The organism is Acidaminobacter sp., from assembly GCF_030247605.1.
Lineage (GTDB): Bacteria > Bacillota > Clostridia > Peptostreptococcales > Acidaminobacteraceae > Acidaminobacter.
This window is the reverse complement of sequence record NZ_JAOTSB010000012.1, coordinates 47,615-71,616: the sequence shown is the minus strand read 5'-3', so window position 1 is coordinate 71,616 and position 24,002 is coordinate 47,615. Positions and strand designations below refer to the sequence as shown.

General features: G+C 51.0%; 20 protein-coding genes. 12 read left to right on the top strand and 8 right to left on the bottom strand.

Annotated features, from left to right (window positions below; translation table 11 throughout):
- Window positions 1-459 precede the first annotated feature (459 nt).
- On the bottom strand, window positions 460-2,067 hold the full coding sequence (locus OEL90_RS07600) for a peptide chain release factor 3 (protein WP_291404258.1): 1,608 nt from the start codon (window positions 2,065-2,067) through the stop codon (window positions 460-462).
- A 194-nt stretch (window positions 2,068-2,261) separates the two neighbouring features.
- Between OEL90_RS07600 and OEL90_RS07595 the strand changes: the two genes are divergently transcribed.
- The 4 genes from OEL90_RS07595 to OEL90_RS07580 all read left to right on the top strand — a co-directional run bounded on the left by OEL90_RS07595 (window position 2,262) and on the right by OEL90_RS07580 (window position 5,653).
- The gene (locus tag OEL90_RS07595) at window positions 2,262-2,792 is read left to right on the top strand and encodes a YtxH domain-containing protein (RefSeq protein ID WP_300687738.1); all 531 of its coding nucleotides are present in this window, start codon (window positions 2,262-2,264) and stop codon (window positions 2,790-2,792) included.
- A 224-nt stretch (window positions 2,793-3,016) separates the two neighbouring features.
- The gene (locus OEL90_RS07590) at window positions 3,017-3,535 is read left to right on the top strand and encodes a hypothetical protein (RefSeq protein WP_300687736.1); all 519 of its coding nucleotides are present in this window, start codon (window positions 3,017-3,019) and stop codon (window positions 3,533-3,535) included.
- Between the two features lie 138 nt (window positions 3,536-3,673).
- The gene (locus OEL90_RS07585) at window positions 3,674-5,299 is read left to right on the top strand and encodes a carbon starvation CstA family protein (RefSeq protein WP_291404252.1); all 1,626 of its coding nucleotides are present in this window, start codon (window positions 3,674-3,676) and stop codon (window positions 5,297-5,299) included.
- A gap of 9 nt (window positions 5,300-5,308) precedes the next feature.
- Window positions 5,309-5,653 carry a CC/Se motif family (seleno)protein gene (locus tag OEL90_RS07580; protein WP_291404250.1) on the top strand — a complete coding sequence of 115 codons (345 nt, stop codon included), beginning with the start codon at window positions 5,309-5,311 and terminating at the stop codon, window positions 5,651-5,653.
- Between the two features lie 96 nt (window positions 5,654-5,749).
- Here OEL90_RS07580 and ilvN read toward each other — a convergent pair whose 3' ends face one another.
- On the bottom strand, window positions 5,750-6,232 hold the full coding sequence (ilvN, locus tag OEL90_RS07575) for an acetolactate synthase small subunit (protein ID WP_291404248.1): 483 nt from the start codon (window positions 6,230-6,232) through the stop codon (window positions 5,750-5,752).
- A gap of 36 nt (window positions 6,233-6,268) precedes the next feature.
- The gene (gene ilvB, locus OEL90_RS07570; protein WP_291404246.1) at window positions 6,269-7,891 is read right to left on the bottom strand and encodes a biosynthetic-type acetolactate synthase large subunit; all 1,623 of its coding nucleotides are present in this window, start codon (window positions 7,889-7,891) and stop codon (window positions 6,269-6,271) included.
- Window positions 7,892-8,649: 758 nt separating this feature from the next.
- On the opposite strand from ilvB, the gene OEL90_RS07565 reads away from it, so the two are divergent.
- Window positions 8,650-10,017 (top strand): MATE family efflux transporter, encoded by a 1,368-nt coding sequence (locus OEL90_RS07565; RefSeq protein WP_291404244.1) that lies wholly within the window; start codon window positions 8,650-8,652, stop codon window positions 10,015-10,017.
- A gap of 252 nt (window positions 10,018-10,269) precedes the next feature.
- Here the strand turns inward: OEL90_RS07565 and OEL90_RS07560 are convergent, their stop codons facing one another.
- Together OEL90_RS07560 and OEL90_RS07555 are read right to left on the bottom strand one after the other, a co-directional pair.
- Complete coding sequence (locus tag OEL90_RS07560) at window positions 10,270-11,499, bottom strand: DEAD/DEAH box helicase (RefSeq protein ID WP_291404242.1); 1,230 nt, start codon at window positions 11,497-11,499, stop codon at window positions 10,270-10,272.
- A 28-nt stretch (window positions 11,500-11,527) separates the two neighbouring features.
- Window positions 11,528-11,896 (bottom strand): VOC family protein, encoded by a 369-nt coding sequence (locus tag OEL90_RS07555; protein ID WP_291404240.1) that lies wholly within the window; start codon window positions 11,894-11,896, stop codon window positions 11,528-11,530.
- Window positions 11,897-12,197: 301 nt separating this feature from the next.
- On the opposite strand from OEL90_RS07555, the gene OEL90_RS07550 reads away from it, so the two are divergent.
- The 3 genes from OEL90_RS07550 to OEL90_RS07540 all read left to right on the top strand — a co-directional run bounded on the left by OEL90_RS07550 (window position 12,198) and on the right by OEL90_RS07540 (window position 15,574).
- On the top strand, window positions 12,198-12,965 hold the full coding sequence (locus OEL90_RS07550; RefSeq protein ID WP_300687732.1) for a MerR family transcriptional regulator: 768 nt from the start codon (window positions 12,198-12,200) through the stop codon (window positions 12,963-12,965).
- Window positions 12,966-13,141: 176 nt separating this feature from the next.
- The gene (locus tag OEL90_RS07545) at window positions 13,142-14,671 is read left to right on the top strand and encodes an Ig-like domain-containing protein (protein ID WP_300687731.1); all 1,530 of its coding nucleotides are present in this window, start codon (window positions 13,142-13,144) and stop codon (window positions 14,669-14,671) included.
- Window positions 14,672-14,755: 84 nt separating this feature from the next.
- Window positions 14,756-15,574 carry a hypothetical protein gene (locus OEL90_RS07540; RefSeq protein WP_300687730.1) on the top strand — a complete coding sequence of 273 codons (819 nt, stop codon included), beginning with the start codon at window positions 14,756-14,758 and terminating at the stop codon, window positions 15,572-15,574.
- Here OEL90_RS07540 and OEL90_RS07535 read toward each other — a convergent pair.
- A complete protein-coding gene (locus OEL90_RS07535) occupies window positions 15,541-17,766 on the bottom strand; it encodes an LTA synthase family protein (protein ID WP_300687728.1) in 2,226 nt (741 codons plus the stop codon). The two genes, OEL90_RS07540 and OEL90_RS07535, sit on opposite strands and share 34 nt — an antisense overlap.
- Window positions 17,767-17,950: 184 nt before the next feature.
- Window positions 17,951-18,658, bottom strand: a complete 708-nt coding sequence (locus OEL90_RS07530) for a pirin family protein (protein WP_291404230.1) — start codon at window positions 18,656-18,658, stop codon at window positions 17,951-17,953.
- A gap of 334 nt (window positions 18,659-18,992) precedes the next feature.
- On the opposite strand from OEL90_RS07530, the gene hflK reads away from it, so the two are divergent.
- From hflK to OEL90_RS07510, 4 genes are all read left to right on the top strand, one after another.
- Window positions 18,993-19,940, top strand: a complete 948-nt coding sequence (gene hflK, locus OEL90_RS07525; protein WP_291404228.1) for an FtsH protease activity modulator HflK — start codon at window positions 18,993-18,995, stop codon at window positions 19,938-19,940.
- A complete protein-coding gene (gene hflC / locus OEL90_RS07520; RefSeq protein WP_300687726.1) occupies window positions 19,933-20,949 on the top strand; it encodes a protease modulator HflC in 1,017 nt (338 codons plus the stop codon). Before hflK ends, hflC begins: the two co-directional genes overlap by 8 nt.
- A gap of 1 nt (window position 20,950) precedes the next feature.
- On the top strand, window positions 20,951-21,574 hold the full coding sequence (locus OEL90_RS07515; RefSeq protein ID WP_291404225.1) for an MBL fold metallo-hydrolase: 624 nt from the start codon (window positions 20,951-20,953) through the stop codon (window positions 21,572-21,574).
- Between the two features lie 128 nt (window positions 21,575-21,702).
- Window positions 21,703-22,641, top strand: coding sequence for an AEC family transporter (locus OEL90_RS07510; RefSeq protein WP_300687724.1), 939 nt, complete (start codon window positions 21,703-21,705; stop codon window positions 22,639-22,641).
- A gap of 112 nt (window positions 22,642-22,753) precedes the next feature.
- Here OEL90_RS07510 and OEL90_RS07505 read toward each other — a convergent pair whose 3' ends face one another.
- On the bottom strand, window positions 22,754-23,995 hold the full coding sequence (locus OEL90_RS07505; RefSeq protein WP_291404221.1) for an AAA family ATPase: 1,242 nt from the start codon (window positions 23,993-23,995) through the stop codon (window positions 22,754-22,756).
- Between the last annotated feature and the right edge of the window lie 7 nt (window positions 23,996-24,002).

The window sequence follows — 24,002 nt, the reverse complement described above, 5'->3', positions numbered from 1 at the left end:
ATACCCAGGAAATGCGGTGACATAACAGTGGAGGTGTGGGCTGCGCTAGGTAGTAAGTTACATCTCACCAGCAGACGTGCCCCCAAAGTATGGCTTCGCCGAACTTTGGTTATCGGGCTTCGCCCTCAAGCTCTCTTTTGCGGTATCCCTTTAGCTCAAGTTACACCTCACTCACCGACGTGCACCCCAAGCCTGGCTGCGCCGAGCTTGGGGTCGCGGGCTGCGCAAGGGTGTAAGTTACACCTCACTCACCGACGTGCACCCCTAGCCTGGCTGCGCCGAGCTTGGGGTCGCGGGCTGCGCAAGGGTGTAAGTTACACCTCGCTAACCGACGTGCACCCCTAGCCTGGCTTCGCCGGGCTCGGGGTCGTGGGCTGCGCCCTATACAAATAGAAATGATACCGCAAATCAGAGAGCAAGCTCTCTATTTGCGATATCATTTCTATTTGTGCACGTCTGTTAGCCTCTCAACGCAATTTCTTCCAAACGAACATTCTTATTCCTGTCCAGAACCTGTTGAATGGTCCATTCATTTTGCATCAGAATAACAGGGTGTTCATATTCATCCTCAACAATCAAAGTGTCCATAGGGAGCGAAAAGGATTTTTTGTCGAAAGGACCATCAGTCTTGATCCAGCGGATATAGCGGTATGGCAGTGGCTGGCGCTGTACCTCGACACCATATTCGTTGAGCAGGCGGTACTCGAGTACTTCAAACTGAAGCACGCCGACAACCCCAATAATCAGCTCTTCAACACCTACATTTGGCCTGCGGAAGACCTGAATAGAGCCTTCTTCAGAGAGCTGTGAGATTCCTTTGACAAACTGCTTTCGCTTGAGGGCATTTTTGGTGTAAATCTTGGCAAAGTGTTCCGGCGCGAACATGGGGATTCCGTCATATTTCAGAAGAGACTTATCCTGGCAAAGTGTGTCCCCAATATTAAATATGCCTGGGTCGTGGATGCCTATGATATCTCCCGGATAGGCGTCTTCGACAATGACGCGGTCCTGGGCCAAAAATTGCTGAGGCTGAGACAAGGTCACCTTCTTATTCTTTTGGACGTGGTTCACGGCCATGCCTTTTTCAAATTTTCCGGAGCAAATACGCAGAAAAGCTATTCTATCCCGATGGTTGGGATTCATATTCGCCTGGATTTTGAAAATGAACCCGCTGAAATTGTCACTCACTGGATCGATTGGCCCCAGATTGCTGGAACGCGCGGCTGGCGGAGGGGATACCTCAAGGTAGGTTTCCAGGAACGGACGGACGCCAAAGTTAGTGAGGGCGGAGCCAAAGAACACTGGCGTCAGCTTGCCGCTAAGGATCTTATCAAGGTCATATTCATCTCCGGCTATATCCAGGAGTTCAAGATCTTCTATCAGTTTTTTATGGAGAACATTCCCGAGCAGTGAAATGATCTGAGGATCCTCAAGGTTTCCCGTGATGGACTGTCCTTTAGATTGGCCGTGGCTGCTGTCTCCAAAAAGCTCAATAGTCTGGGTCTGCCTATTGTAGACACCCTTAAACTCTTTGCCTGAGCCAATTGGCCAGTTGATAGGCACCGAGCGAATCCCTAGATTCTTCTCAATGTCTTCCAGGAGCTCAAAGGGATCCCGGCCTTCACGGTCGAGTTTATTGATGAAGGTAAAGATAGGAATGCCACGCATATTACAAACTTTAAAGAGTTTTTTCGTTTGAGCCTCAACACCCTTGTTTGAGTCGACAACCATGACAGCGCTGTCCGCTGCCATCAGGGTGCGGTAGGTGTCCTCACTGAAGTCCTGGTGACCCGGTGTGTCCAGGATGTTCACACAGTAGCCGTCATATTCAAACTGGAGAACGCTGGACGTGACCGAAATACCACGCTGTTTTTCGATTTCCATCCAGTCGGAAACCGCATGCTTGGCAGCCCGTCTGGATTTGACCGAACCGGCTTCGCGGATGGCGCCTCCGTACAGAAGCAGTTTCTCTGTCAAAGTTGTTTTTCCCGCATCCGGATGGGAGATAATCGCGAAGGTTCTACGCTTGCGAACGTTTTCTTGTAATGATGAAATCATATCAGACATACTCAGCTTCCTTTATAATCATGAATTGGAGTGATTCAGTGTCATTCAAAGTAAAATAGTATCGTTAAACCTGTGAAAAGTCAAGAATTTGAAGGGATACGATACAGAATTTCGAAACGCTGTGTTTAGATAATATCTAACTGGTTATAAATGGTGGTAAGGAAAATAAAATATAGGCAAAAGGAGTGGATCTCATGTTGAAAAAACTTAAACAGAAAAAAGCAGCCATTGCCAGAAAACAAAAATTAGAAGATGCTAAAAAAGTAGGTGCCGGTCTTGGTATTGGTGCATTGCTGGGAGGACTCGTCGCCTTGTTTACTGCACCTAAGTCCGGTAAAGAACTGCGTGAAGATGTCAAACAAACGGTTTCTGACAGTGCGGAAAAAGTAAAAGCGAATGTTGACAAAGTTGTGGACACGACTTCAGGCGCATTGGAAGGCGCTAAGGAAAAAGCTGTGGATCTTAAAGACAAGGCCAGTGGCCTCTTGAGCGCCAAAAAGAAAAAACTGGAAGACTCTTTTGAAGATGCTGAAGAGGTTGCAGAAGACTTCTTTGAAGATGCAGAAGAATTTTTCGAAGGCGTTGTAGACGCTGGTTCAGAAAAAGTCGAAGAGGTTAAGAAAACAGTGAAATCCAAGGTTAAGGCAGTTAAAGAAGACGCAGAGGAAGTTAAAGAAGCCGTTGAGGATGAAGTCGCTGAAGCGTCTGAGGAAATCAACAAGTAAACTTACATGATAGAAAAAGGCATATGCATCCAAGTGATTAAATATGAGTCTGAGCCACAAAGGCTACTCATTTGGATGTCATATGCCTTTTGCGTGCGCAAAACTTAAGTGTAACCAGAATAACACGGTATTTCATGCATGGAATTTGGTAACTCATGCAATGTCTGTCCCGAATTATCAGAATTGTGTTACGATAATACAAAATTGGAATCGGGGTGTTCAACGTGACATCAAACCATTTGGAGCAGCTTAGAGATAAGTTAAAACGCTATTTTGATTTTCTGCCGGAGTCTGAAATGCTTTACGGCGATATCCGGTTTGATCTTGCCGCGCGTTCCAATATTAGAAATGAAGCCTATTTGTTGTTCAAATCCGCGGTTATGTATGCATTTGAAAACAATGAGCTTTGCTTCGTGAAAGCCTTAGAGGATTTGGACAGTTCCTGGTTAGACCGACTTGAAGCGGCAATGCTGGAAGCAGCCGAACGCCATGTGGTTCCAAGCGAAGAGCACATGTCTACGGTCGTGACGGGGGTTCTTCTGACATCAGGGCCCGTGGATCCGGAAATTAGACGCAAAGTTGAGCGGTATAGAAAGCAGCAGTCTTACTGGCTTGGCCTCAAGGGGTGGACTTCATTCAGAATCATCCTGATCGAGACAGAAAGTCAAACCGTAACCGCGAGCAGGGAAGCGAAAAAGGCGGCGAAATTTTTTAATACCATCGGCACCGCAGAGGTGGTTTAGCTTCAAAGAATTAAGTGTATTTGGTTCTAGGTTACATAGCTTCAAGCCCACCCCTGAACAGGGGCGAGGCCTTTTGCATGGTCATCCCGGACAACTGCAGAGGTCCGAGATACAATAGATCATTAGGGAGGTAGGGTTATGGCTTTAACACTCATTGCTGTCTCCATCATTGTCTTTTTAATTGCTTATGTTACATATGGTTCGTGGCTCGCCAAGAAATGGGGCGTCGACGTCAGTCGAAAAACGCCTGCCCATACTATGGGTGACGGGGTGGATTACGTGCCTGCCAAGGCGCCGGTACTCTTAGGTCACCACTTCGCGTCCATCGCCGGTGCAGGACCTATTGTCGGTCCAATCTCCGCTGCCATTTTTGGCTGGGTACCGGTATTTTTATGGATTGTCTTTGGCAGCATCTTTTTCGGAGGCGTCCATGACTTCGCTTCACTGTTCGCCTCTGTGAGACATGACAGTAAATCAATCGGTAATGTCATCGAGGACACTATTGGCGATACGGGCAAGAAACTATTCAACTTATTCGCCTGGGTAACACTGCTGCTTGTTATCGCAGCTTTTGCGAATATCGTCGCCAACAGCTTCGTTGGTGTGCCGTCTGTCGCGACGACATCCCTGCTGTTCATTGCGCTCGCTGTGGTCTTTGGCTTCGCGACAAACAGAATGGGCATTGGTCTCATGCCGGCAACCATAGTAGGCGTTATTCTCCTTTTCGCGTGTGTCTGGGTTGGCGTACAGTTTCCTATTGTCGCTTCCTTTGAGGTTTGGTATGCCTTCATTCTAGCCTATATTTTCGTCGCTTCAGTTACTCCGGTCTGGATCCTGCTTCAGCCGAGAGATTATTTGAACTCATTCCTGCTTTATGCTATGATTGGCGGCGCGGTTGTTGGACTATTGTTCTTCCGACCTGACATCCAGCTGCCGGCCGTTACCGGTTTTAAAGTCGGGACCAGTTACATGTTTCCAATTCTGTTTGTTACGGTTGCCTGCGGCGCGATCTCCGGATTCCACTCCCTGATCAGCTCAGGTACGTCCTCCAAGCAGATTGATTCAGAAAAAGACATCAAATTGATTGGCTATGGCTCCATGCTGATTGAAGGCGTTCTCGCGGTCGTTTCACTGATCACTGCCGCTTATATAGGCGCGGACCGTTTGGCAGAGCTCCTTGCAGCAGGAGGACCAACTAATGTATTCGCAGATGGAGTTGGTACGTTTATGACGACCATCGGCATAGACATAGCACTTGGAAAATCCTTTGTTGCATTGGCCGTTTCCGCTTTTGCTTTAACTTCCCTCGACTCAGGAACCAGGATTGGACGCTTTATCTTCCAGGAATTCTTTGACAAGGGTGAAGCTCAGGCAACAGGGGCGACCAAGCTGCTGACCAATAGATATTTCGCGACGCTGGTGACGGTCGCAGTTGGCGGCTGGCTCGGCGCAACCGGATACGCGAAAGTATGGCCGGTCTTCGGATCAGCGAACCAATTGCTCGCGGCGTTGGCACTTCTCGCGGCTGCAGCATGGCTTAAAAAAGCCGGCAAGGCGCATACTATGATCAAAGTCCCTATGGTCTTCATGTTCGCGGTCACTTTGACGGCACTTGTTTTCCTGGTCAGGACGAACCTGGCAGGCGGTAACTACGCTCTGGTCATCTTTGGCGCGGTGCTGTTTGTCCTAGCGCTGGTGCTCATCAAGCTGTCTTACAAAGTTCTCTTTTCTAATGAAGTTGTTGTGCCTAAAGAAGCGAAGTAGCGCGGTTCCTTGAGTAAGACGCTGACTCGCGTTGATTTGAGAAAAGAAGGGGGGAATCTCAACATTAAGCTGATCATCTCTGAAGAAGTTTTGAAGCTCGCTGCTGAGAAAGGCCAAACTGAGCTGACTCTGGATCTGTTTACTGCAGGAAACAGCTGTGTCCCCGTCAGCGAGCCCACAGTTCATTTTGGCCCTCCTAAAGATCCAATTCACAAATATGACATTTTTAATCAGGATGGACTTAGGGTCTATGTCTTTAAGGGCGCTGACGCCAGAAAGGGCGAGGTCAGAATTCACCTCAAACGCTTTCTGGGTATGAAGTCCCTGGAAGCAGAAGGTCTCAATATGCTGTAATGCGAACTGAAAAACCCTCCGGACTGTGATGGGAAAGATCACAAGTCCGGAGGGTTTATTTATTCTGCCAATTGAAGCGCTGTAAAGCAGTCGTTACTAGCCCCGTTCGATACCGCAGAATCCAGTTCTGATTAACTCGACGATGCCAAATGGCCGCATCATCTCAAGAAAACCACTGACTTTAATTTCGTCGCCGGTCAGCTCAATGGTCATGGTGGACATGGTCACATCTATGATTTTGGCTCGGAAAATGTTGCTGATTTCAATGAGCTTGGATCTGTCATTGTCATTCGCCTTTAACTTAATGAGGATGAGCTCCCTCATCAAAGCGTTGTCATTTTTGAGTTCAGTGATCTTGATGACCTCAATCAGCTTGTTCAGCTGTTTTTTGATTTGCTCGAAAGTTGCGGAGTCACAGGTCATGACAATGGTCATCCGTGAAATTCGTGGATTTTCTGTTTCGCCAACGGTCAATGACTCTATGTTGTAACCGCGCCGGGTAAAAAGGCCGGCGATTCGGCTGAGCACACCGGCATTATTTTCAACCAAAAGGGAAATAAAACGTTTTTGGACTACCATAATATGAGCCTCCTACATCTGCATCATGAACTCAGTTTACGTTAAGCAATTCTCTTCAGGATCAACCATGCATTCAATAAAGTAAGGACCGTCTGCGGCGAGGGCAGCATCAATTGCCTTGCCAACCTCTGCATTTGAAGTGACCCGAACAGCCGGCAGACCATAGGCTTCCGCGATTTTGACAAAATCCGGGGTGAATTCCCAGTCCACTGCATAGTAGTTGCTGTTAAACTGTGTATCCTGAAGTTCTCTAACCATACCCAGCCGATGGTTGTTAAACAGCATAACCATCATTTTGTGACCGGATTGCTTTAATGTGCCAAGCTCAGCGATCAGCATCTGAATACCGCCGTCTCCAACCACACTGACGACTTGCTTGTCAGGAGCGCCATAAGTTGCGCCAATAGCCGCCGGCAAGCTGTAGCCCATTGTGCCCAGGCCGCCTGAAGTGAGATACATCCTATTGCCGTTGTATGGGAAGTTGCGCGCGGCAATGATTTGATTCTGACCGACATCCGCGACAAGAATGGCGTCATTGTCCAATTTCTCAGAAAGGATGCGAAGGGCGATCTTTGGACTTACTGTTTTTGAGTCGTTGGCAATGACAGGATCAAGTTTTGGCTTGATCTGGGCAATTTCCTCCAGCCAGTCTTTGGTCTCCAGTGGTGTGATCTTTTCAACCAGTTTTTTGAGGATCAGTTTGAGGTCGCCGACCATCGGAATCTGATGATTGAAGATTTTTCCGATTTCTGCCGGGTCAATGTCAATGTGAACGACGTCTGCTTGAGGGCTCAAAGCTTTAAAGTTTAGTGTCGCCCGGTCAGACATTCTGGAGCCTGCGATCAGGACAAAATCAGCTTTGCTTATGATTTCCATGGCGTAATCCTGGCCATGATAACCAACCATGCCAATAAAGAGCGGTGAATCCATAGGGAAAGAACCGAGACCCATCAGGGTGTTGATGACCGGGATGTTTGCCGCGTTCGCGAAAGCTTGAAGTTCCTTGGTCGCTTTTGCGGCTATGACACCGCCGCCTGCAAAAATGATAGGGCGCTTGGCTGCATTCAGTTTCTGCAGTGCACGCTTGATTTGTCCGGCGTGGCCTTCTGTCGTTGGATTATACCCCGGAATAGAGATATTTGGAAGAACTGAGAATGGGATACGCGCTTCAAGCACATCGCGTGGAATGTCGATTAGTACCGGTCCAGGTCTTCCTGTTGTCGCAATATAAAAAGCTTCGGCCAAAACTCTTGGAATTTCAGTTGGGTTCTTGACCAAATAATTATGCTTAGTAAAGGATTCTGTTGCACCGACAATATCCGCTTCCTGGAAGACGTCTTTGCCTATGAGGTCGGACTTAACCTGGCCGGTAATGATGATCATGGGAATGGAGTCCATATAAGCTGTTGCAATTCCGGTGATAAGGTTAGTTGCGCCCGGTCCCGAAGTCGCCATGCAGGCGCCTATTTTTTTGTTTGCGCGGGCATATCCGTTTGCCGCGTGGGCTGCTGCCTGCTCGTTGCGGACAAGGACGTGTTTGACATTTGTGTTTAGTCTTAGTGCATCATAAAGCGGCAGGTTTGCGCCGCCCGGATAACCAAAGATTGTTGTGATTCCCTGCGTTTCAAATGCTTTAATGATAATGTCCGCTACTCTCACTTTACATCTAGCTCCTTTCGTTTCTGGTGTGACATAAGGGTGTGGGTAATAAAAAAACTCCGCCTCTGTTTGTTAGAGGCGAAGTTTACTCCGCGGTACCACTCTATGTATGCCCAGTTCCTGGACATCACTCGATCAGGTCGTGTCAGCGTATATGACAGAACCATTGCCCTGTAACGCGAGCACGCGGCCTGACCTACTCGGGACTTCAGCGGTTCGAGCCGTATGAAGGGCTGGAATGCTTGGTCCTGTTCGAACAGACGGTTCGAGAGCGAGCATAAGTATGCCGTGATGTCGCATTCACACCGGTAGCGACTCTCTTGGAACACGGGGGATACCTTTAACTCCGTCAACACCTTTTTAGATATTGTTCTCATTATAGGTACTGGAGAGAGACATGTCAAGAATATTTCGATAATTTGTAAATGAATTTTATAAAAAATAATTTATTGCCTGAGTTGCAGCGAATTCAATAGTTTGTGACATACATTAATTTGAGGTCAGCTTTTAAGGGATCCGCTGAGACTGTTGGCGGCGTTGTTAATCATTGACATACTTTGAATCAGAAGGAATGATATAACCAAAAACATCTTTTCACGTCCAATTTTTTCGTATAGAATTAGAGTATTCAATGAAACTATTTGTGCTGAAGTTGTTTCGGTGCTGCCTGACCTGTCAGGTTCACAAGGACTGAGGCCGTCAGTCACTTGAACCATTGCCATATCTAACTTGTGTCATAACCAAAAGGAGACCACACCGTGAATCCACAATACTTATTACGCGGCAGTATTACAAAAGCGCTGATCACTTTAGCGCTGCCTATTATGGGGACAGCCTTTCTACAAATGGCCAACCAGATAGTCGATATGATGTGGATTGGACGACTGGGCAGTGATGCAGTGGCGGCCATAGGCACAGCGGGTTTTTTCGTGTGGTTTGGGCTCTCCATCATCACCATGGTACAGGTGGGTACTGAAGTGAAAATCGCACAAAGTCTGGGTGCCGGCAATGAAGCCTACGCAAAACAAATCGCCGGAATGGCGCTCTATTTAGCTGTGGCCTTTGGCCTTGTCTATGGCTTGTTTTTAACTCTGGCAAAAGGGCCTTTGATAGCATTTTTTGATATCAATAATTTTGAAGTTGAGCAAAATGCAAGGTCTTATCTGGGTATCATGGCGGTTGGTATGCTGTTTTCCTTTTTGAATCTTGTCATAGCATCCATGTTCAACGGTGCTGGTCAAAGCCGGATCCCCTTTAAAGTCAACTCAATAGGAATTCTGACGAATATTGTCCTTGATCCCATCTTCATTTTCGTACTGGGATTGGGTGTGGGCGGTGCGGCGTTAGCAACGGTCTTGTCGCAGATCCTGGTTACGGGGATTCTGCTCTATATGCTTCTGCACGGCAGATTATTCAAGGCTTTTTCTCTAAGACAGCCTTTCTCGCTGGAGACTGTAAAATCCATGCTGGCGTTAGGGTTGCCAGTGTCTTTTCAGCGCTGCTTGTTCAATACGTTTTCAATCCTGATTGCCAAGGTGATCGCGTCCTTTGGTCCGGATGCAATTGCGGCACAAAAAATTGGCGTTCAGATCGAGTCGATCACTTATATGACGGCTCAAGGCTTCGCTGCGGCACTTAGCGCGTTCGTCGGTCAAAATTTTGGAGCGGGTCAATTTGAACGGGTTAGAAAAGGCACGGTTGAAGCAGGGCAAATCATGATAGTGTTCGGTATAGGGACCTCGGCCTTATTGTATTTTTTCAGTGAACCCTTGATGAGAATTTTTGTAAGTGAGTCTACTACAGTGGCTATAGGTATTCGATACCTCAAAATACTGTCGCTCTCACAGGTATTTATGTGTATAGAGATGACGTTCTCAGGCTGTTTTAACGCACTGAACAAGCCGCTTTACCCTGCAGTCCTCGGCATAGTTTTTACCGGCCTGCGTGTTCCGTTTGCGTACATATTGTCTGCCGGGGCACTCCTGGGTCTCGACGGCATTTGGTGGTCCATCTCCGGGAGCTCTGTCGTGAAGGGCTTGATCATGCTGGGGATGGTTGCAGTTTTGTTCAAATATGGGATTCCGAGAGTAGATTCTGTTTTGGAGACTGACACTAAGTTGGATTGAGTGGCTGGCACTGAAATGGATTGAGTGTCTGACACTCATTTGATTTTGGTGCCAGAGCTGGTCATAGGATCTGTAAGTGTAAACTCATAGACGATTCAAAAAGGGGGACAAGCGGGGGCGCTTGTCCTCTTCTTTGCTTTAAAAAAAGAAAAAGCCAGAGAAAGGGAACACGGTGTCTGAGGCTTACGCCTTATGACACTAACTTCCCGATCTTTGGCTTCTGAATACAATTCATGTTTAAAGAACATCCGCCTATTTTTTTCTAGCCTTAGCGCGTACTTTGTTCTTCGCTATATTTTGCTGGCGGCGTGCGGATTTCGACTCCATAACTTGGGGTTTGGGTTCTGGTGTGGTGTGTTTAACCTCCGGGCGGTCAAAGTTATAATGCTTGAGGCGCAGCTGGATGCCGTCCTCAATGACGCGCTGCTCGGGCTTGTCCTTTGGCGCGACAAAGGTAAAGGCGCGGCCTTTCTCGCCGGCGCGGCCGGTTCTGCCTATGCGGTGGATGTAGCTCTCGGCATCCGCGGGGATGTCGTAGTTGAAAACGTGGGTGATGCCCTCGATGTCGAGGCCGCGTGCGGCGACGTCTGTGGCGATCAGAAACTGAAATTCCATCTTGCGAAAGGCTTTCATGACCTTTTCGCGCTTGGCCTGGGTGAGGTCGCCGTGGAGAAGTTCACAGCTGAAGCCTTCCTGGGACATGGCAGCGAAGAGCGCATCCGCCCTGTACTTCGTCCTGCAGAACAGGATGCCCATGAATGGACGCTCTTTTTTCAGGACGGCGAACAAGTCATACCGCTTTTGACGATCTGTTGTCTCGACCACGAATTGTTCAATGTCCTTCAACGTCACAGTCGGTGCCGGAACGGCCACGTGAACCGGATCCTTCAGGTATTTGTGTGTCAGTTTTCTGACCCCGGCAGGCATAGTCGCTGAAAAGCACAACGTTTGGCGGCTGGCCGGCGTACGCTTGAGAATCATCTCCACCTCGTTTTGGAAACCAATGTGGAGCATCTGATCCGCCTCATCCAGGACGAGGACTTTCAGGTCATCAAAATGCAGGGTGCCCCTGCGCAGGTGATCCAGCAGTCTGCCAGGTGTGCCTATGACGATCTGTGCCGAGCCTTGTAGTTTCTTTATTTGACCTTGAATATCCTGGCCGCCGTAAGCCGCTAATAGGTGAAGCGGCGCATAGGCCGCCAATTTTCTGGCCTCGGCAGTGATCTGAATAGCGAGTTCACGGGTTGGCGTGAGGATGAGCGCCTGGACCTTTGGAAGCGCCGGATCCACCTTTTCGAAGATGGGCAGCAAAAATGCCAGGGTTTTTCCAGTGCCGGTCTGGGCTTCGCCAATCAGGTCTCTCCCTGCCGCAATTTCCGGAATTGCCATGGCCTGGATGGGCGTAGGGTCCTGAATGCCCTGAGCGGTAAGGGCGTCAAGCAACACTGTCGAAACGCCTAAAGTTGAAAAAGTGGTTTTCACGGGGACCTCCTGTAAGTTGTGATGATGTCTACCTCTGAACGAACTGCACGTTGACGCCGTCCGGATCTTTGACAAAGAAAAATTTGACGCCGCCGCCTTCAAACGGCCCGCTGACAATATGGATGCCTCTGTCTTTACATGCTGCCATGGCTTCGTCGAGATCAGCAACGCTGAAGCCCAGCGAAAGGTTTGCCGGTGCTGTGACCGCGTCAGTTGCCGGTTTGTGCTCCAGGAGCTCGACCTCAAAGCCGTTTTCGTCCTTCAGGAAGCACAGTTCGAGGGCGGGATGGGGCATGAAGCGCCGTTCAATTGTGAGTCCCAGCAGGTCCTGATAAAACGACAGAGAAGTTTCAATGCTTTTGACGGTAATCGTGGTCCATAAAAAGTTTGCGTTCACGACATTCGCTCCTTTGAAGTGTCTTGGTTGATTTGGAGAGGCAGCAATACAGCAAAAACATACAAAAACATTTTTTTGCCGATGGTTCCAGCACCCAACATTATATCACATCGACAGCCGGATCGAAAGCAGGGTGGAGTGGGGGTGGGGATGGGTGACCATCGGCAGAAAATTCTTTTAAGAAAATTTTGTGGAACGCTTGACGTTGACGCTGCGTCAACCTTTATAATGAAGACATAAGTGAGGGTGACAAGTCCGGCGGCGGGATAAAATGCTGACGGGACTTTTTGGGGGAATGCATATGGAAATGACGATTCAAAAGCTGGCGAGGCTGGCGGGCGTGAGTTCGAGGACGCTGAGGTATTACGATGAGATGGGGCTGCTGAAGCCGCTGCGAGTCAACAGCGCCGGCTACCGGATTTACGGGGCGGCGCAGGTGGACCGGCTGCAGCAGATCCTGTTTTACAGGGAGCTGGGGCTTGAGCTTGACCGCATCAAGGACGTGCTGGAGCGGCCGGACTTCGATCCGAAGAGCGCTCTGAAGGCCCATCACAAAGCGCTGCTGGAGCGGCGCCGGCAGATGGACGCGCTGATCGCCAACGTTGAGAAGACTATTGCTTATCAGGAAGGGAGAATGGAAATGTCGGACAAAGAGAAATTTGAGGGTTTCAAGAAGTCAATGATCGACAGCAATGAAGCGCGCTATGGGGAAGAGGTCCGCGCCAAGTACGGTAAGGAGACGGCGGAGGCTTCCAATAAGAAACTTCAGGGTATGTCCGAGGCTGAGTTCAACGAGGCCCAGGCGCTGAGTGAGGCGATTCTGGTGAAACTGGCGGAAGCTATGGCGGCCGGAGAGCCCGGCGGCGCTTTGGCCCAGAAGGTTGCAGATATGCACAAGCGCTGGCTGTGCAGCTACTGGCCGACTTATTCCGGAGAGGCGCATGCTGGGTTAGCCACCATGTATGTGGAGGATGAGCGCTTCACAGCGTTTTATGATGACAAGTGCGGCGAGGGTGCGGCTGCATTTCTGCGTGACGCGATCCATATTTATACAGGCATGACGAAGTAGTGAAGTGTGGAAAGGGGAATTGGCGGGCACGAGCCGCTAACACCCCTTTCTTTCATTTATGGCCGTGATTTTCCTCCTGAAATGTGGAATGGGGGTGTCTGACACCAATTTCCTTTGGGTATGAATAAAGCAGTATAGGGATTGTGCAGCCATCATTGAAGCAGGAGGAAGCGCCCGTGTTAAACTCAAAAAGTGAACCCAGACAGGTAAATCCACACCCACAAAAATCTCATCCGGCAAAATCTGGCCAGGGCAAAAGTGAAAGCGTACAGCCGGTCTCTGAAAAGCCGCCCGTGAAGCAGCGCTTACGCCGCTGGCTGCCTCTGATTGGCGTTCTGGGGGTGTTGCTCGTCACGCAGCTTTATTTGGATGTGTTTGGTCTTAAGGCAGCGTTCTTTTCGAAACAAGAAATGGATCCCATCACGCAAGTGCGCGCACCTGCGGATTTCATTGAAAGCAGGCTTGCAGAGGCAAAGGCGGCAGCGCTTTTTGAACAGGTCCCGGAGCCGGCCCGCGGGACACTGGATCTCTTTGTGCAGGAGGGCAGTCTCTATGTGGTTGAAGATGGCGTGATGGAGGCGTTTGTGAATCCATCGGCGGAATCCGGGGAGACCGCAGGCGATCTGAAGCTGGCCTTCAGCTTTGAAGAAAGCGCGCCGGATCAGCTCAATTTCCTGATCGGTCACGCCGACGCGCCTGAGTATGACATGATGCGAACAGCGCAGATTAGGCGCATTCAGGGGTCAGCCGGGAAGACTTATACCGTGGTTCGGCTGTTTTTCGACGAAACCGGTATGCCGCCTGTTGCGCAAGTGGAAGATCTCTCTTTTGAGGTGCTGCGGAATACCAGCTTTGAGCTTCCCAAAGTGATCAAAGCTGTTTTAGCCGATGGTTCCGAAACTCAAGTCCCCATCCAGTGGTCACCGCGTGCTATAGACACCTCTGAAAATGGGGTGCGGGGCAGCATTGGAACCATAGAAGGGTATGAAGGGGAAGTGACTCTGACGCTGATCATTAGCGATCAAGTGGCTTCAAATGATGGTGCCCCTGCTTTAGGGCCGCCAACGGGGTCTATTGTACCCGGCGCAGAGGCGGCACAGTTGCCAGGACAGGCAACAGTGTCTGAGCCTGCGCAGATTCCGAAACCTGAAACTGCACCAGCGCTGACACCAATACCTGATCCGGCACCTGCGCCAAAGCCTGAGGCCAAGCCGGCACCTAAACCTGCTCCGAAGCCTGCACCGGTCACGATTCAGTCTCTTCGTTCAGTCGAGGCAAGTGTCAGACAGGGTGAGGGGTATACCATGCCAACGACAGTTGTCGCTGTGATGAGTGACAAGACCACGAAAAAAGTGGCGGTCACTTGGAATCCTTCGGTGCTGGATACCTACAGCGCGGGCACGAAGACCAGTACCGGTACAGTGTCCGGGACAACTGCGAAAGCTGCATTGACCTTGACAGTGTCGAAGTCGGCGCTGGCAGCGCCAGGTGTCGCGGTATCCAAGGTCTCGGGCATGGATGCCAATGTCAGGGTGACTGGCAGAGCGGGTGCGACGGTCCTGTTTAATGGGTATGGGGTCGGGACTATAGGCTCAAGCGGTGTTCTGACGGTTGTCGGGGTCAACGTAGACACTTTGCAAAGCGTCAAACTGACCATGGATGGCTGGGATCCCAGCCCGGCGGTGACGACGTTTGTGCTTTACTGATTTGAGAGGCAAAAACAAGGAAGTCGGTGTCGGCGGCCCAACGCCGCTTGACACCGACTTTGCTTTGAAGAGGAGGCGGCCGTCATGCTGGAATACTCCAGAGAGGCACTCGCAGAATTCATTCGCGTTGAAGCGCGAACTTTCAATGGATCCACAACCTATTTTTACGGCGGCGATCAATCCTGGTTTGAGTCGGAAAATGGACGGGCAGGCGGCTGCGGGACTGTTGCGGCGGCCAACATCCTGGCTTACTTTGGGGTCGTGCTTGGCGCGGATGGGGCTTTTGGAGGCGCTGGGCCGGTTCTTGAGAGCAGGCACCTGAAACAGGCGGACTATCTTGCACACCTGCACCAGGTCTATGCAGGTCTGACCCCGTTGGTTCCACCCTGGAAGTCGATGACCCGGTTTAAACAGGGAAGCGGATATGGCGGCGGCGGAGGGCGACGTTCTATTCTGAAGCTGCCGGATTCTCTGGGCATTCACAGCCCGGTTCGATTTGCTAATGGGGTAGTTTCATTAGCCGGCAGGCAGCATGTCGAACTGCGGCCAGTCTGGCCGCTCAGCGGCACTGTCCGGTGGCCGGCCAGTCAAAGACTCAGTCTGAGTCAGGCAAAGGCTTTTATAAAAGGGCAGATTGATAAGGGTGTTCCTGTGGCGATGCTCAATTTCAACAATCGCGGGCTTCGACAGGTGGATTATCTAAGCGCGGTGTCGGGGCGCGTTTTTACCACTGACCGCTTTCAATGGCACTGGGTGGTGATTACAGGCTTTGAGACGGTTGAACGAAGCGGCAGAGAAGTCTTGATTGTCTCAAGCTGGGGCAACCGGGTGACACTGGATCTGGACAGGTTTTGGGGACGGGGGCCAAGTTATCTTGTCTCTTTTGAAGTGAGGTCTAGGTAACCGTAATAATCCAGATCCAGAATGCGGGCAGACGCCAGGAATTTTTCTTCCATAGTTTTGGTGACTTCGTGTATGTAGTCTGTGGTCGGGATAGGGGTGGGTTCGGTGACCATCGGCAAAAAACTCTTTTTAAGGGCGTCGTAGCGGCCATAACGGGTGATGAAGCTTTTGTTGAGAAACATCACGAGGGGCTCGCTGTCTGAGAAGATGTCGCGGCCCATGAAGAGGCGGGAGTCGTACTCCAGGCCCATGAGATTGCAAAGGGTGGGGAGGATGTCCAGGCTGGAGCATGGGGTGTTTATGACAACCGGGGTCTGGCACCGGTTCAGAGTTGGTGACAGGCACTCATTCGAAGTTGGTGTCGGACACTCGTTCAAACCTGGTGTCAGACACTCATTCAAACCTGGTGTCAGACACTCATTCAAACTTGGTGTCAGACACTCATTCAAACCTGGTGTCTGACACTCATTCGAACCTGGTGTCAGACACTCATTCGAACCTGGTGTCTGACACTCATTCGAACCTGGTGACTGACACCGCCTGTTATCAGGACAGTACAAAATAAACGGGCTCCGGTAGAGTTCAAAGCTGCGGTCGACTTTGTGGCCGGCGAGCTCGTCGAGGGCAGCGTCGGAAAGGCCGTAAGGGTAATGGTCGGCGCTCATGGCGATCAGTGTTCTGTCGGAAACGCCCGCGGCTTCAAGCTGTTCGAGAAGTGAGGCCATGGCGCGGTCGAGTTCAACCTGGGTGGCGAGATAGGCTTTGGCTTCCTCGCTGAGGTTCAGGTGTTCCACCGCGGCGCGGTTCTTGGAAGCCATGGCGTTGCCGCTGAAGCTGTAGCGCATATGGCCGCTGACGGTCATGTAGTAGGTGTGGAAGGGCTCTTTGTCTATGTACTGGGGAACTGTGAGCTGCATCATTTCCAGGTCGGACTCAGGCCAGGTGGGGGTGACGTTCAGGCCGTTTCCAAGGCCAAAGTAGGTATATCCCATGTTGGGGTGGGAGAGGTGGCGCTTGTAGTAGCTGTAGCGGTGGTTGTGATAGGCGGTCGTCGTGTATCCAAGGGGACGAAGCTGGTTGCCAAGGGTCATTGCCATGCTTTTGCCTGCGGACTCTATGAAGCTCCACACACCGCATTTTGGGAGGAGGCTGGTACAAGCGACATATTCGCCGTCTGAGGTGCTGACGCCCCATATAGGATTGTAAAAATCAGTGAAATGGAAGCCACTGTGTGTCATTTTGTAGAGTGTCGGTGTTAATGTCTCGTTTATGGAGTAGGGCGACATGCTTTCGGCGGTGAGGACAATCAGGTTGCAGCCTTTGAAAAGGCCTGTGTAGTCGTTTTTGGGGGTTGGCGGCTGGGCGCTGAGCCAGTTGTGAAGATCCTTCAGCTGTGGGTCTGCGGCGAGCTCTTTCAGCTTTGAGGCGGTGGGTGAGAAGACCATCGGCAAAGCATTGTATTTGGAGGGGGGCCAAGGGCCAGCATCTTCAGCAGTGAGGGCGGAGATCATCTGCTGATCATCATAAATCATGGACTTCATGCCGAGTATAGTGCGCTGGAAATCGAGGCGCATGGTGGTGAGCAGGCCGAAATGGCGGAGTGTCACCGTGGGGTCCATGCTTTTGTGGTAGGCTTCGTAAGAGGAGCCCAGAGCACCGCGTCCTGCATGGAGTCGGTATCTGGCAATTGATAATAAAAGGACGGCAAAGGTCAAGGTGATCATTGTCACTGTTACTGCCGAGCCCGGCTGGCTCAGTCGTCCTTGGCTGAAGAGGCGATCTGCCAGGAATAAAAAGTAAGCCGCAGGAGGCAGAAGCAGGACCAGAATCCACTGGAGGCAGGAGGCGACATAAGCCGCAATATCTTTGACAAAATCCAGAACCTGTCCCGCGTTGCCCATGGAATACAGGGTGTAAAACATTTTGAAGATTTTATAGTAGACCAGCTGGGAAGCGAAGAGAAAGAACAGGATCAGAGACAGGGCTGTGGTTAGCGCCGCTGAAACGCTGCCGGAGGAGACCGGCGTTATGAGCATCAGCATACAGGCGTAAAGGGCCGACCAGATGAAGAGGCTGCCAAAACCGAAATTTTTGAAGCTCTTAACGGTAGCTAGGCGAAGCGTAATCTCGAAATAAAGGATAACCCATAACCAATATAAGCCGGGCAGAAGGCCCGAAATGATTTCCGGCATGCAAAAAACCCCTTTCTCTTCAGTGCTATTACAATCATAGCCGAACTGGAAAAAGGGGTCAAATAAAGTTCTTGGATTTCAATTTAGCTGCGTTTTGTTACAGAAATATTACCGTCCCCCGTCCCCAAGTCAGAACCTATCCGCGTCACCAAGTCAAAACCCGTCCGCGTCCCCAACTTAAAATTTACCCTTTCGCCATCTCTATGACGAGAAGGTGGGCAGTTTGATCCGGTTGATCCACGTGAATGGACAGGGATTCCTCAACAGATTCCAGCGCATCCCTGGTCTCCAGCCTGAGTCCGTTGACCAGGGCACTGCCTTCAATCAACACCAAATAGACTTGCCGACCTGTCTTGACCTCAAAATCAATGTGCTGTCCGCCTGTCAGCTCTACAGCATAAAAATTCGCGTCCTGATGAAGCTCAACGGATGCGCCGCCGCCCACCGGGGATGCAAAATGAAGCCATTTGCCGCTGCGCAGATCCCAGTCCAGTTTTACATCACCATAAGCAGGCGTGTGGCGCTTTTGATCCGGCAGGATCCAGATCTGAAGGAACCGCAGCTCTTCTTCACCCAAATTGTGCTCGCTGTGGGCAACGCCGGTTCCGGCACTCATGTACTGAACCTGACCCCGGGTGATCGTGCTCTTATTGCCCATGCTGTCACCGTGTGTCAGTTCGCCTTTGACGACATAGGAGAGGATCTCCATGTCCCGGTGCGGGTGGGTGTCAAAGCCTGACTTGGAAGCCACCAGGTCATCGTTCAGGACCCTGAGAACCCCAAAATTCATGTTGTCCGGATTATAGTATTCAGCGAAGGAAAAGTGAAAGAGGCTGCGAAGCCAGCCGCGATTGCTGCGTCCCATTTGCTGATGACTTATTTTTCTGATCATGGTGAAGTCCTCCTATAGTTGAGAGTTGTTATCATCTAACAACAATATACTACTAATTAGTAATAAAATCAATAGCTTTTTTAAATCATTTTAAATGCTATGACATAGCGTTTTCATCCCATTCTGATTAAATTCGGTTTATAGAAAATATTTTGCATGTTCAATTGACTAAAGCCACAAAAACCTTCAGAATTAAAGTGATGTGTGTTCTGCTGCAACAGCCCCAATCAACCCACCATGACAGAACAGTCAATGACGACCTTGCACAAAAAGGATCTCTCACAACACTATCTGTACCCAAGCACATCACACACTTTCAAACAGGAGGCCTATGATGACCAAACGAACGCCCACGTTTTTTGCTCTAATCCTAGTCGCAGCGGTAATAATCTGGCTCGGCGGCACCAGCTTCTACACGGTGGACCAAACGGAATACGCCATCCTCGAGACCTTTGGCAAGCCGGACACCAACCTGGTTCAGCCGGGACTCAGATTCAAGCTGCCATATCCAATCCAGAATGTTCGCAAGCTCTCCAGAGAAACCTTCTCACTGACTTTTGGCTATGAAGAAAGCCAGGAAGGACCTGATGGCGCAGTCCTTCAGGAAAAGGACGCCAAAATGATTACAGGAGATGAGAATATCATCCTGGCGGATCTGGAAGTCCAGTGGCAGATCGTCGATCCCATCGCTTTTCTTTACAATACTGAGGATCCCGTCAAGATCCTTATGAATGCCACCTCCAGCGCCCTGCGCGGCGTCATAGGCAGCTCGGTGGTGGATGACGCCCTGACAGACGGCCGTACCCGCATTATGAACGACACGAGAGACACGCTGGTGTCCCTGGTGGAGACTTATCAGATTGGCGTCGCCATCCGAAACGTCAACCTCCAGGACGTCGACCTCCCTAACGAGCAGGTCAGCGATGCCTTCAAAAAAGTCGCCTCCGCCCGCGAGGAGCGCATCACAAAAATCAACCAGGCCAACCGCTACCGCAATGAAAAGATCAACACCGCTGAAGGCCAGAAGGCCGCCCTCATCAGCCGCGCGGAAGGGGACAAGGTCGCCCGCATCGAGCAGGCCCGGGGTGACGTTGCCCAGTTCAACGCCATCTACTCCGAATACGTGACCAATAAGACTATCACCCGTGACCGCCTGATCATCGAGACCCTCGAGCAGATCCTGCCGGACGTTCAGATCTACATCATGCAGGAGGGCGGCGGCAACACCGTCAATTATCTGCCGCTGGACCAGCTGAAGAAAGGCGGTGAGGCAAATGAGTAAGCTCGACAACGTGATCCAGGTCATCATTGAGGAGATCAAGAAGGGTATGGCCGCCAACAAAGCCCAAAGGCCTCATGCGGCTGATGGTCAAAGGACCAACCCCGAAAACCCGAATCCCAGCCCTCGCCCCGCTAACCGCTCATTTCCTAAGATCATCCCAGTGGTCTTCTTAATGGTCATCCTCGCGGTTTTTGTGCAAAGCAACCTCTTTATAGTCAAAGCCAACGAATTCATCATTGTTCGGCAGTTTGGCGAGATTGTGAAAATAATTGACGCGCCGGGATTAAAGTTCAAGACCCCGTTTGTCCAAACCATTACCCGCCTGCCTAAGTATACTCTGGTTTACGATGTGCCGCCGGCTGAAATCAACACTCTGGACAAGAAGCGCATCATGGTTGACTATTACAGCCTTTGGAAGATCACTGACCCTATTCAGATGATCGAATCCCTCAGAACCCTCAGCGCGGCTGAGAGCCGGCTGGGTGACATTGTCTACTCCAGCATCCGCACTGAGCTGGGCAAAATGAACTATGTAGATATCATCAAAGACCGTGTCACCGCTCGAGGCGGCATTGATACCACTGTCAAGGGACAGGTCAATGACACCCTAATTAAAAATGAAAGCGGCATCGAGTTGATCGACATTAAGATGAAGCGCGCGGATCTCCCGGCTGCCAACGAAGAATCTGTCTTCCTGCGCATGATCTCCGAGCGTGAAAGTACCGCCCAGCAGTACCTGTCTCAGGGTGACGCAGAAGCGCTGAAGATCCGGGCGGAAACAGACCGTGAAGTCTCAGAAATGCTGTCCAGAGCGGAGGCGGATGCCAAGACCATTCAGGCCGAAGGCGAAAAGGAAGCCGCCCGACTCTACAATGACGCCTACAGCAAGGATCCGGAATTCTTTAATCTCTACCGGACGCTGACTTCCTACAAGACGACCATCAATGGCGAAACGGTGCTGCTGCTCCCAATCAATTCGCCTTATCTGAAATATCTGACAGGAGAGTAATATGACTTACGGTTTATGGCAGCGCGCCCTGGGATCCCATCAGACCAACGCCTACCTTGTCTATGATGAAGAGACGAAAGAAGCGCTGATCCTGGATCCGGGCGACGAGAAGAAAAAGATAATGAAAGTGGTGCATGAGAAGGGTTTAAAGCCCATCGGCATCATTCTTACCCATGGACATTGGGATCATATTGGCGCCGCAGCCGCGCTGCGAAAACAGTATGACTGCCCCCTCATGGCCCATAGGGCTGAGGCGAAGCTCCTCGTGACACCCTTTTACAATCATTCCGGCGAGCGCGATCTGCGGTTGACGGCGGATGTCGGTCTTGAAGACGGGCAGAGGATTCCCTTTGGCAGTCACGCCCTGCAGGTCCTGCACACTCCGGGCCACACAGCCGGCAGCATTTGCCTGAGGCTCGAGAATGCCCCCGTGGTGTTTACGGGAGACACTATTTTCAGCGATGACGTAGGCCGCACCGACCTGTACAGCGGCAGCGACGCCCAGATGAAGGCCTCGATCCGGAAAGCCCTGAAGGAATGGGCGGATGACTGGATGCTCTATCCCGGTCATGACGCCCCGGCCATGATGGCGGACGTGCGTGCGGGCCTGGAGCGGCACTTGTAATCCAAACCAAAAAAACAGAGCTGTTTAACCGATGGTCGCTTGATTCACCCTCACTGCCCCGTTCAGGCTTCCATCGGCCAAAACACTGATCCAAACGACATAAGTCATACCGAGAGGACGGTCACCCCATGCAGAATTTTATCTTCTCGCTCAATATCATCCTGCCGCTTTTTCTGCTCATGTCGCTTGGATATGGCCTGAAGCATCTCGGCATGTTTGATCCAAAATCCCTGAAAGTCCTGAACAGCCTTGCGTTCAAGGCGCTGCTCCCGGCGCTGGTGTTTAATAATATTTACCAGACGGATCCGAATGGCCACTTCGACACCCGCGTGATCCTGTTCGCGGCGGTCTCCGCCTTTGCCATCTTCGGTGTCTTTACAGTGGTCACCGTGATGCTTGAGAAGGACAACCGCAGGCGCGCCACCCTGATCCAGGGCATAGGCCGCAGCAATTCCATCATCTTCAGCCTGCCTATTGTCGCCTCCATCTACGGCGCTGAACGGGCCGGCATCACTGCCATTGTCGTTGGGACCGTGGTTCCCATCTTCAACGCGCTGAGTGTTATTGTCCTGTCGGTCTTCAGAAACAAAAAAATCAGCCCCGGGAAGCTGATTCTGGACGTTTTTAAGAATCCGCTGATTATTGGCTCGCTGGCTGGAATTCTGGCCATGCGGGTGGGCCTGTCCCTGCCTGTGGCGGTGGAGAAGACGATTGGCGATCTGGCGAAGGCGGCAACGCCACTGGCTATCTTGGCCCTGGGCGGTTCCTTCAACTTCAGTGCCGTGAAGGACAACACCAAATATATTGCCTATGGCGTGTTTTCGAAGCTGGTGGTGATCCCGGGGATCCTGGTGCCCCTTTGTGTCAGATTGGGCTTTACGGGTCCGGAGCTCGTGACTTTAGTGATCATGTATGCCGCGCCCGCGGCGGTTTCCACTTTTACCATGGCCCAGCAGATGGACGCGGATGATGTCCTGGCGGGGCAGCTGGTGGTCTTTGGCTCAGCGCTGTCCGTCGTGACAATTTTTCTGTGGATCTTTGGGCTCAAGAGTTTGGGACTGATTTAAAAAAAAGAGACGCTTCGGGCTGAAGCGTCTCTTTTTGTGCTTAGGAGGAAGGAAACTCGGGGTCGATAGGCGTAAGCCGCAGACACCCGAGTTTCTCGTCTTTTCGTCTCCATCACGCCTCCAGCTGCAGCTTCCGAATTTCCGCCTCAACCTGACGGAAGGCCTTCTCCACAGCCGCGTGCTCCTCGGGCACCGGATACTTTTTCAGGATCATCTCCAGGAGCTTGGTCAGGTCGTTGACAGCCTGGCGGTAGAGTTTTTCGGGGTTGAAGGTCGGAAGGTTGTGGGTGTTGTCAATGTTGGACTGCAGCTCCTGCAGAATGCTGAGGGCCATTTTGTCGAACTTTCGGCCATCGGATTCCGGGATGCCTATGGTGTCCAGAATCAAATCACGCGCCTTCTGTATGTCTTCTTCCTTCTGCCAGAACGAAAACTGAAGGGCCATCAGGTCCTCCATCCGGCAAGTCAACCGACCGCTGAGCAGTGCGCTGGCCCGGATCAAATTTCTGGACATCTTGAGACGGCGTGGTGAGATAAAGAGTTTGTGCTTCTTAGTGAGGGTATTGGAGATCTCCACCATGGCACGGGCAATCGCTTCAGGGAGCTCCACCAGCTCCAGATGATCCTGGATCCAGATCAGATCGTTCAGGCTCAGCTTTAGGTCCGTGCTGTCATGGTCGTCCATCAGGATCATGCGGACTTTGTTGTCGTCATCCTGAAGGGGAGAGACCAGCACCCTGGAGAGAAAACGGTCATGGAGGGCCTGGAGGCGGTAATCCGTCTCATCCGCGTCCAGATCATCCGGCTGCTTCGGGAAAAAATTGGTGTCCGCCATGAAAAACCTCAGGTTCGTCTTGACCGTATCCGTACCATTTTTGAATTCGCCCTCATTCAAGATGGTCAGGATGCCGGAGTTGGCCACCTGGTCGCTGATCCGGTAGAATTCAGAAAAGAAGGCAATCGCCGCATCCGGCAAAAATCCCTGATACGCACGTTTAATGATGCCGTGACGCTTGTAATACTCAATGTCCGGCGCGCCCAGGATGTTGTTCGGACTGATGTCCGTGCCCATCTGAATGTGAAAATACGGTGTGCCTTCAAAGACATCAAAGTCAATGACATTGACAATTTCCCTGAGAATCGCGGATTTGGCGATCCCCGGAGGCCCAAGGGCAATCATGTTGGTCCTGGAGATCATGGAGAGCAGAATACACTCTACAAAAGTATCCACCTCATAATATTTGTGGTTCAGAAAGTCGCGAATCCCTCTCAGCTTCCCGCTGAATTGCTCCAGACTCTCGGATAATCCAGTCTCGAGCGCGGCTCTTTTTGTGTCGCGATGCTCCATGGTCATTAGAATT

Coding starts and splice junctions, on each gene's coding strand:
- OEL90_RS07600 (WP_291404258.1), bottom strand. CDS start 2,067: ATGTCTGATATGATTTCATCATTACAAGAAAACGTTCGCAAGCGTAGA.
- OEL90_RS07595 (WP_300687738.1), top strand. CDS start 2,262: ATGTTGAAAAAACTTAAACAGAAAAAAGCAGCCATTGCCAGAAAACAA.
- OEL90_RS07585 (WP_291404252.1), top strand. CDS start 3,674: ATGGCTTTAACACTCATTGCTGTCTCCATCATTGTCTTTTTAATTGCT.
- ilvN (WP_291404248.1), bottom strand. CDS start 6,232: ATGGTAGTCCAAAAACGTTTTATTTCCCTTTTGGTTGAAAATAATGCC.
- OEL90_RS07550 (WP_300687732.1), top strand. CDS start 12,198: ATGGAAATGACGATTCAAAAGCTGGCGAGGCTGGCGGGCGTGAGTTCG.
- OEL90_RS07540 (WP_300687730.1), top strand. CDS start 14,756: ATGCTGGAATACTCCAGAGAGGCACTCGCAGAATTCATTCGCGTTGAA.
- OEL90_RS07535 (WP_300687728.1), bottom strand. CDS start 17,766: ATGCCGGAAATCATTTCGGGCCTTCTGCCCGGCTTATATTGGTTATGG.
- OEL90_RS07530 (WP_291404230.1), bottom strand. CDS start 18,658: ATGATCAGAAAAATAAGTCATCAGCAAATGGGACGCAGCAATCGCGGC.
- hflK (WP_291404228.1), top strand. CDS start 18,993: ATGACCAAACGAACGCCCACGTTTTTTGCTCTAATCCTAGTCGCAGCG.
- hflC (WP_300687726.1), top strand. CDS start 19,933: ATGAGTAAGCTCGACAACGTGATCCAGGTCATCATTGAGGAGATCAAG.
- OEL90_RS07515 (WP_291404225.1), top strand. CDS start 20,951: ATGACTTACGGTTTATGGCAGCGCGCCCTGGGATCCCATCAGACCAAC.
- OEL90_RS07510 (WP_300687724.1), top strand. CDS start 21,703: ATGCAGAATTTTATCTTCTCGCTCAATATCATCCTGCCGCTTTTTCTG.
- OEL90_RS07505 (WP_291404221.1), bottom strand. CDS start 23,995: ATGACCATGGAGCATCGCGACACAAAAAGAGCCGCGCTCGAGACTGGA.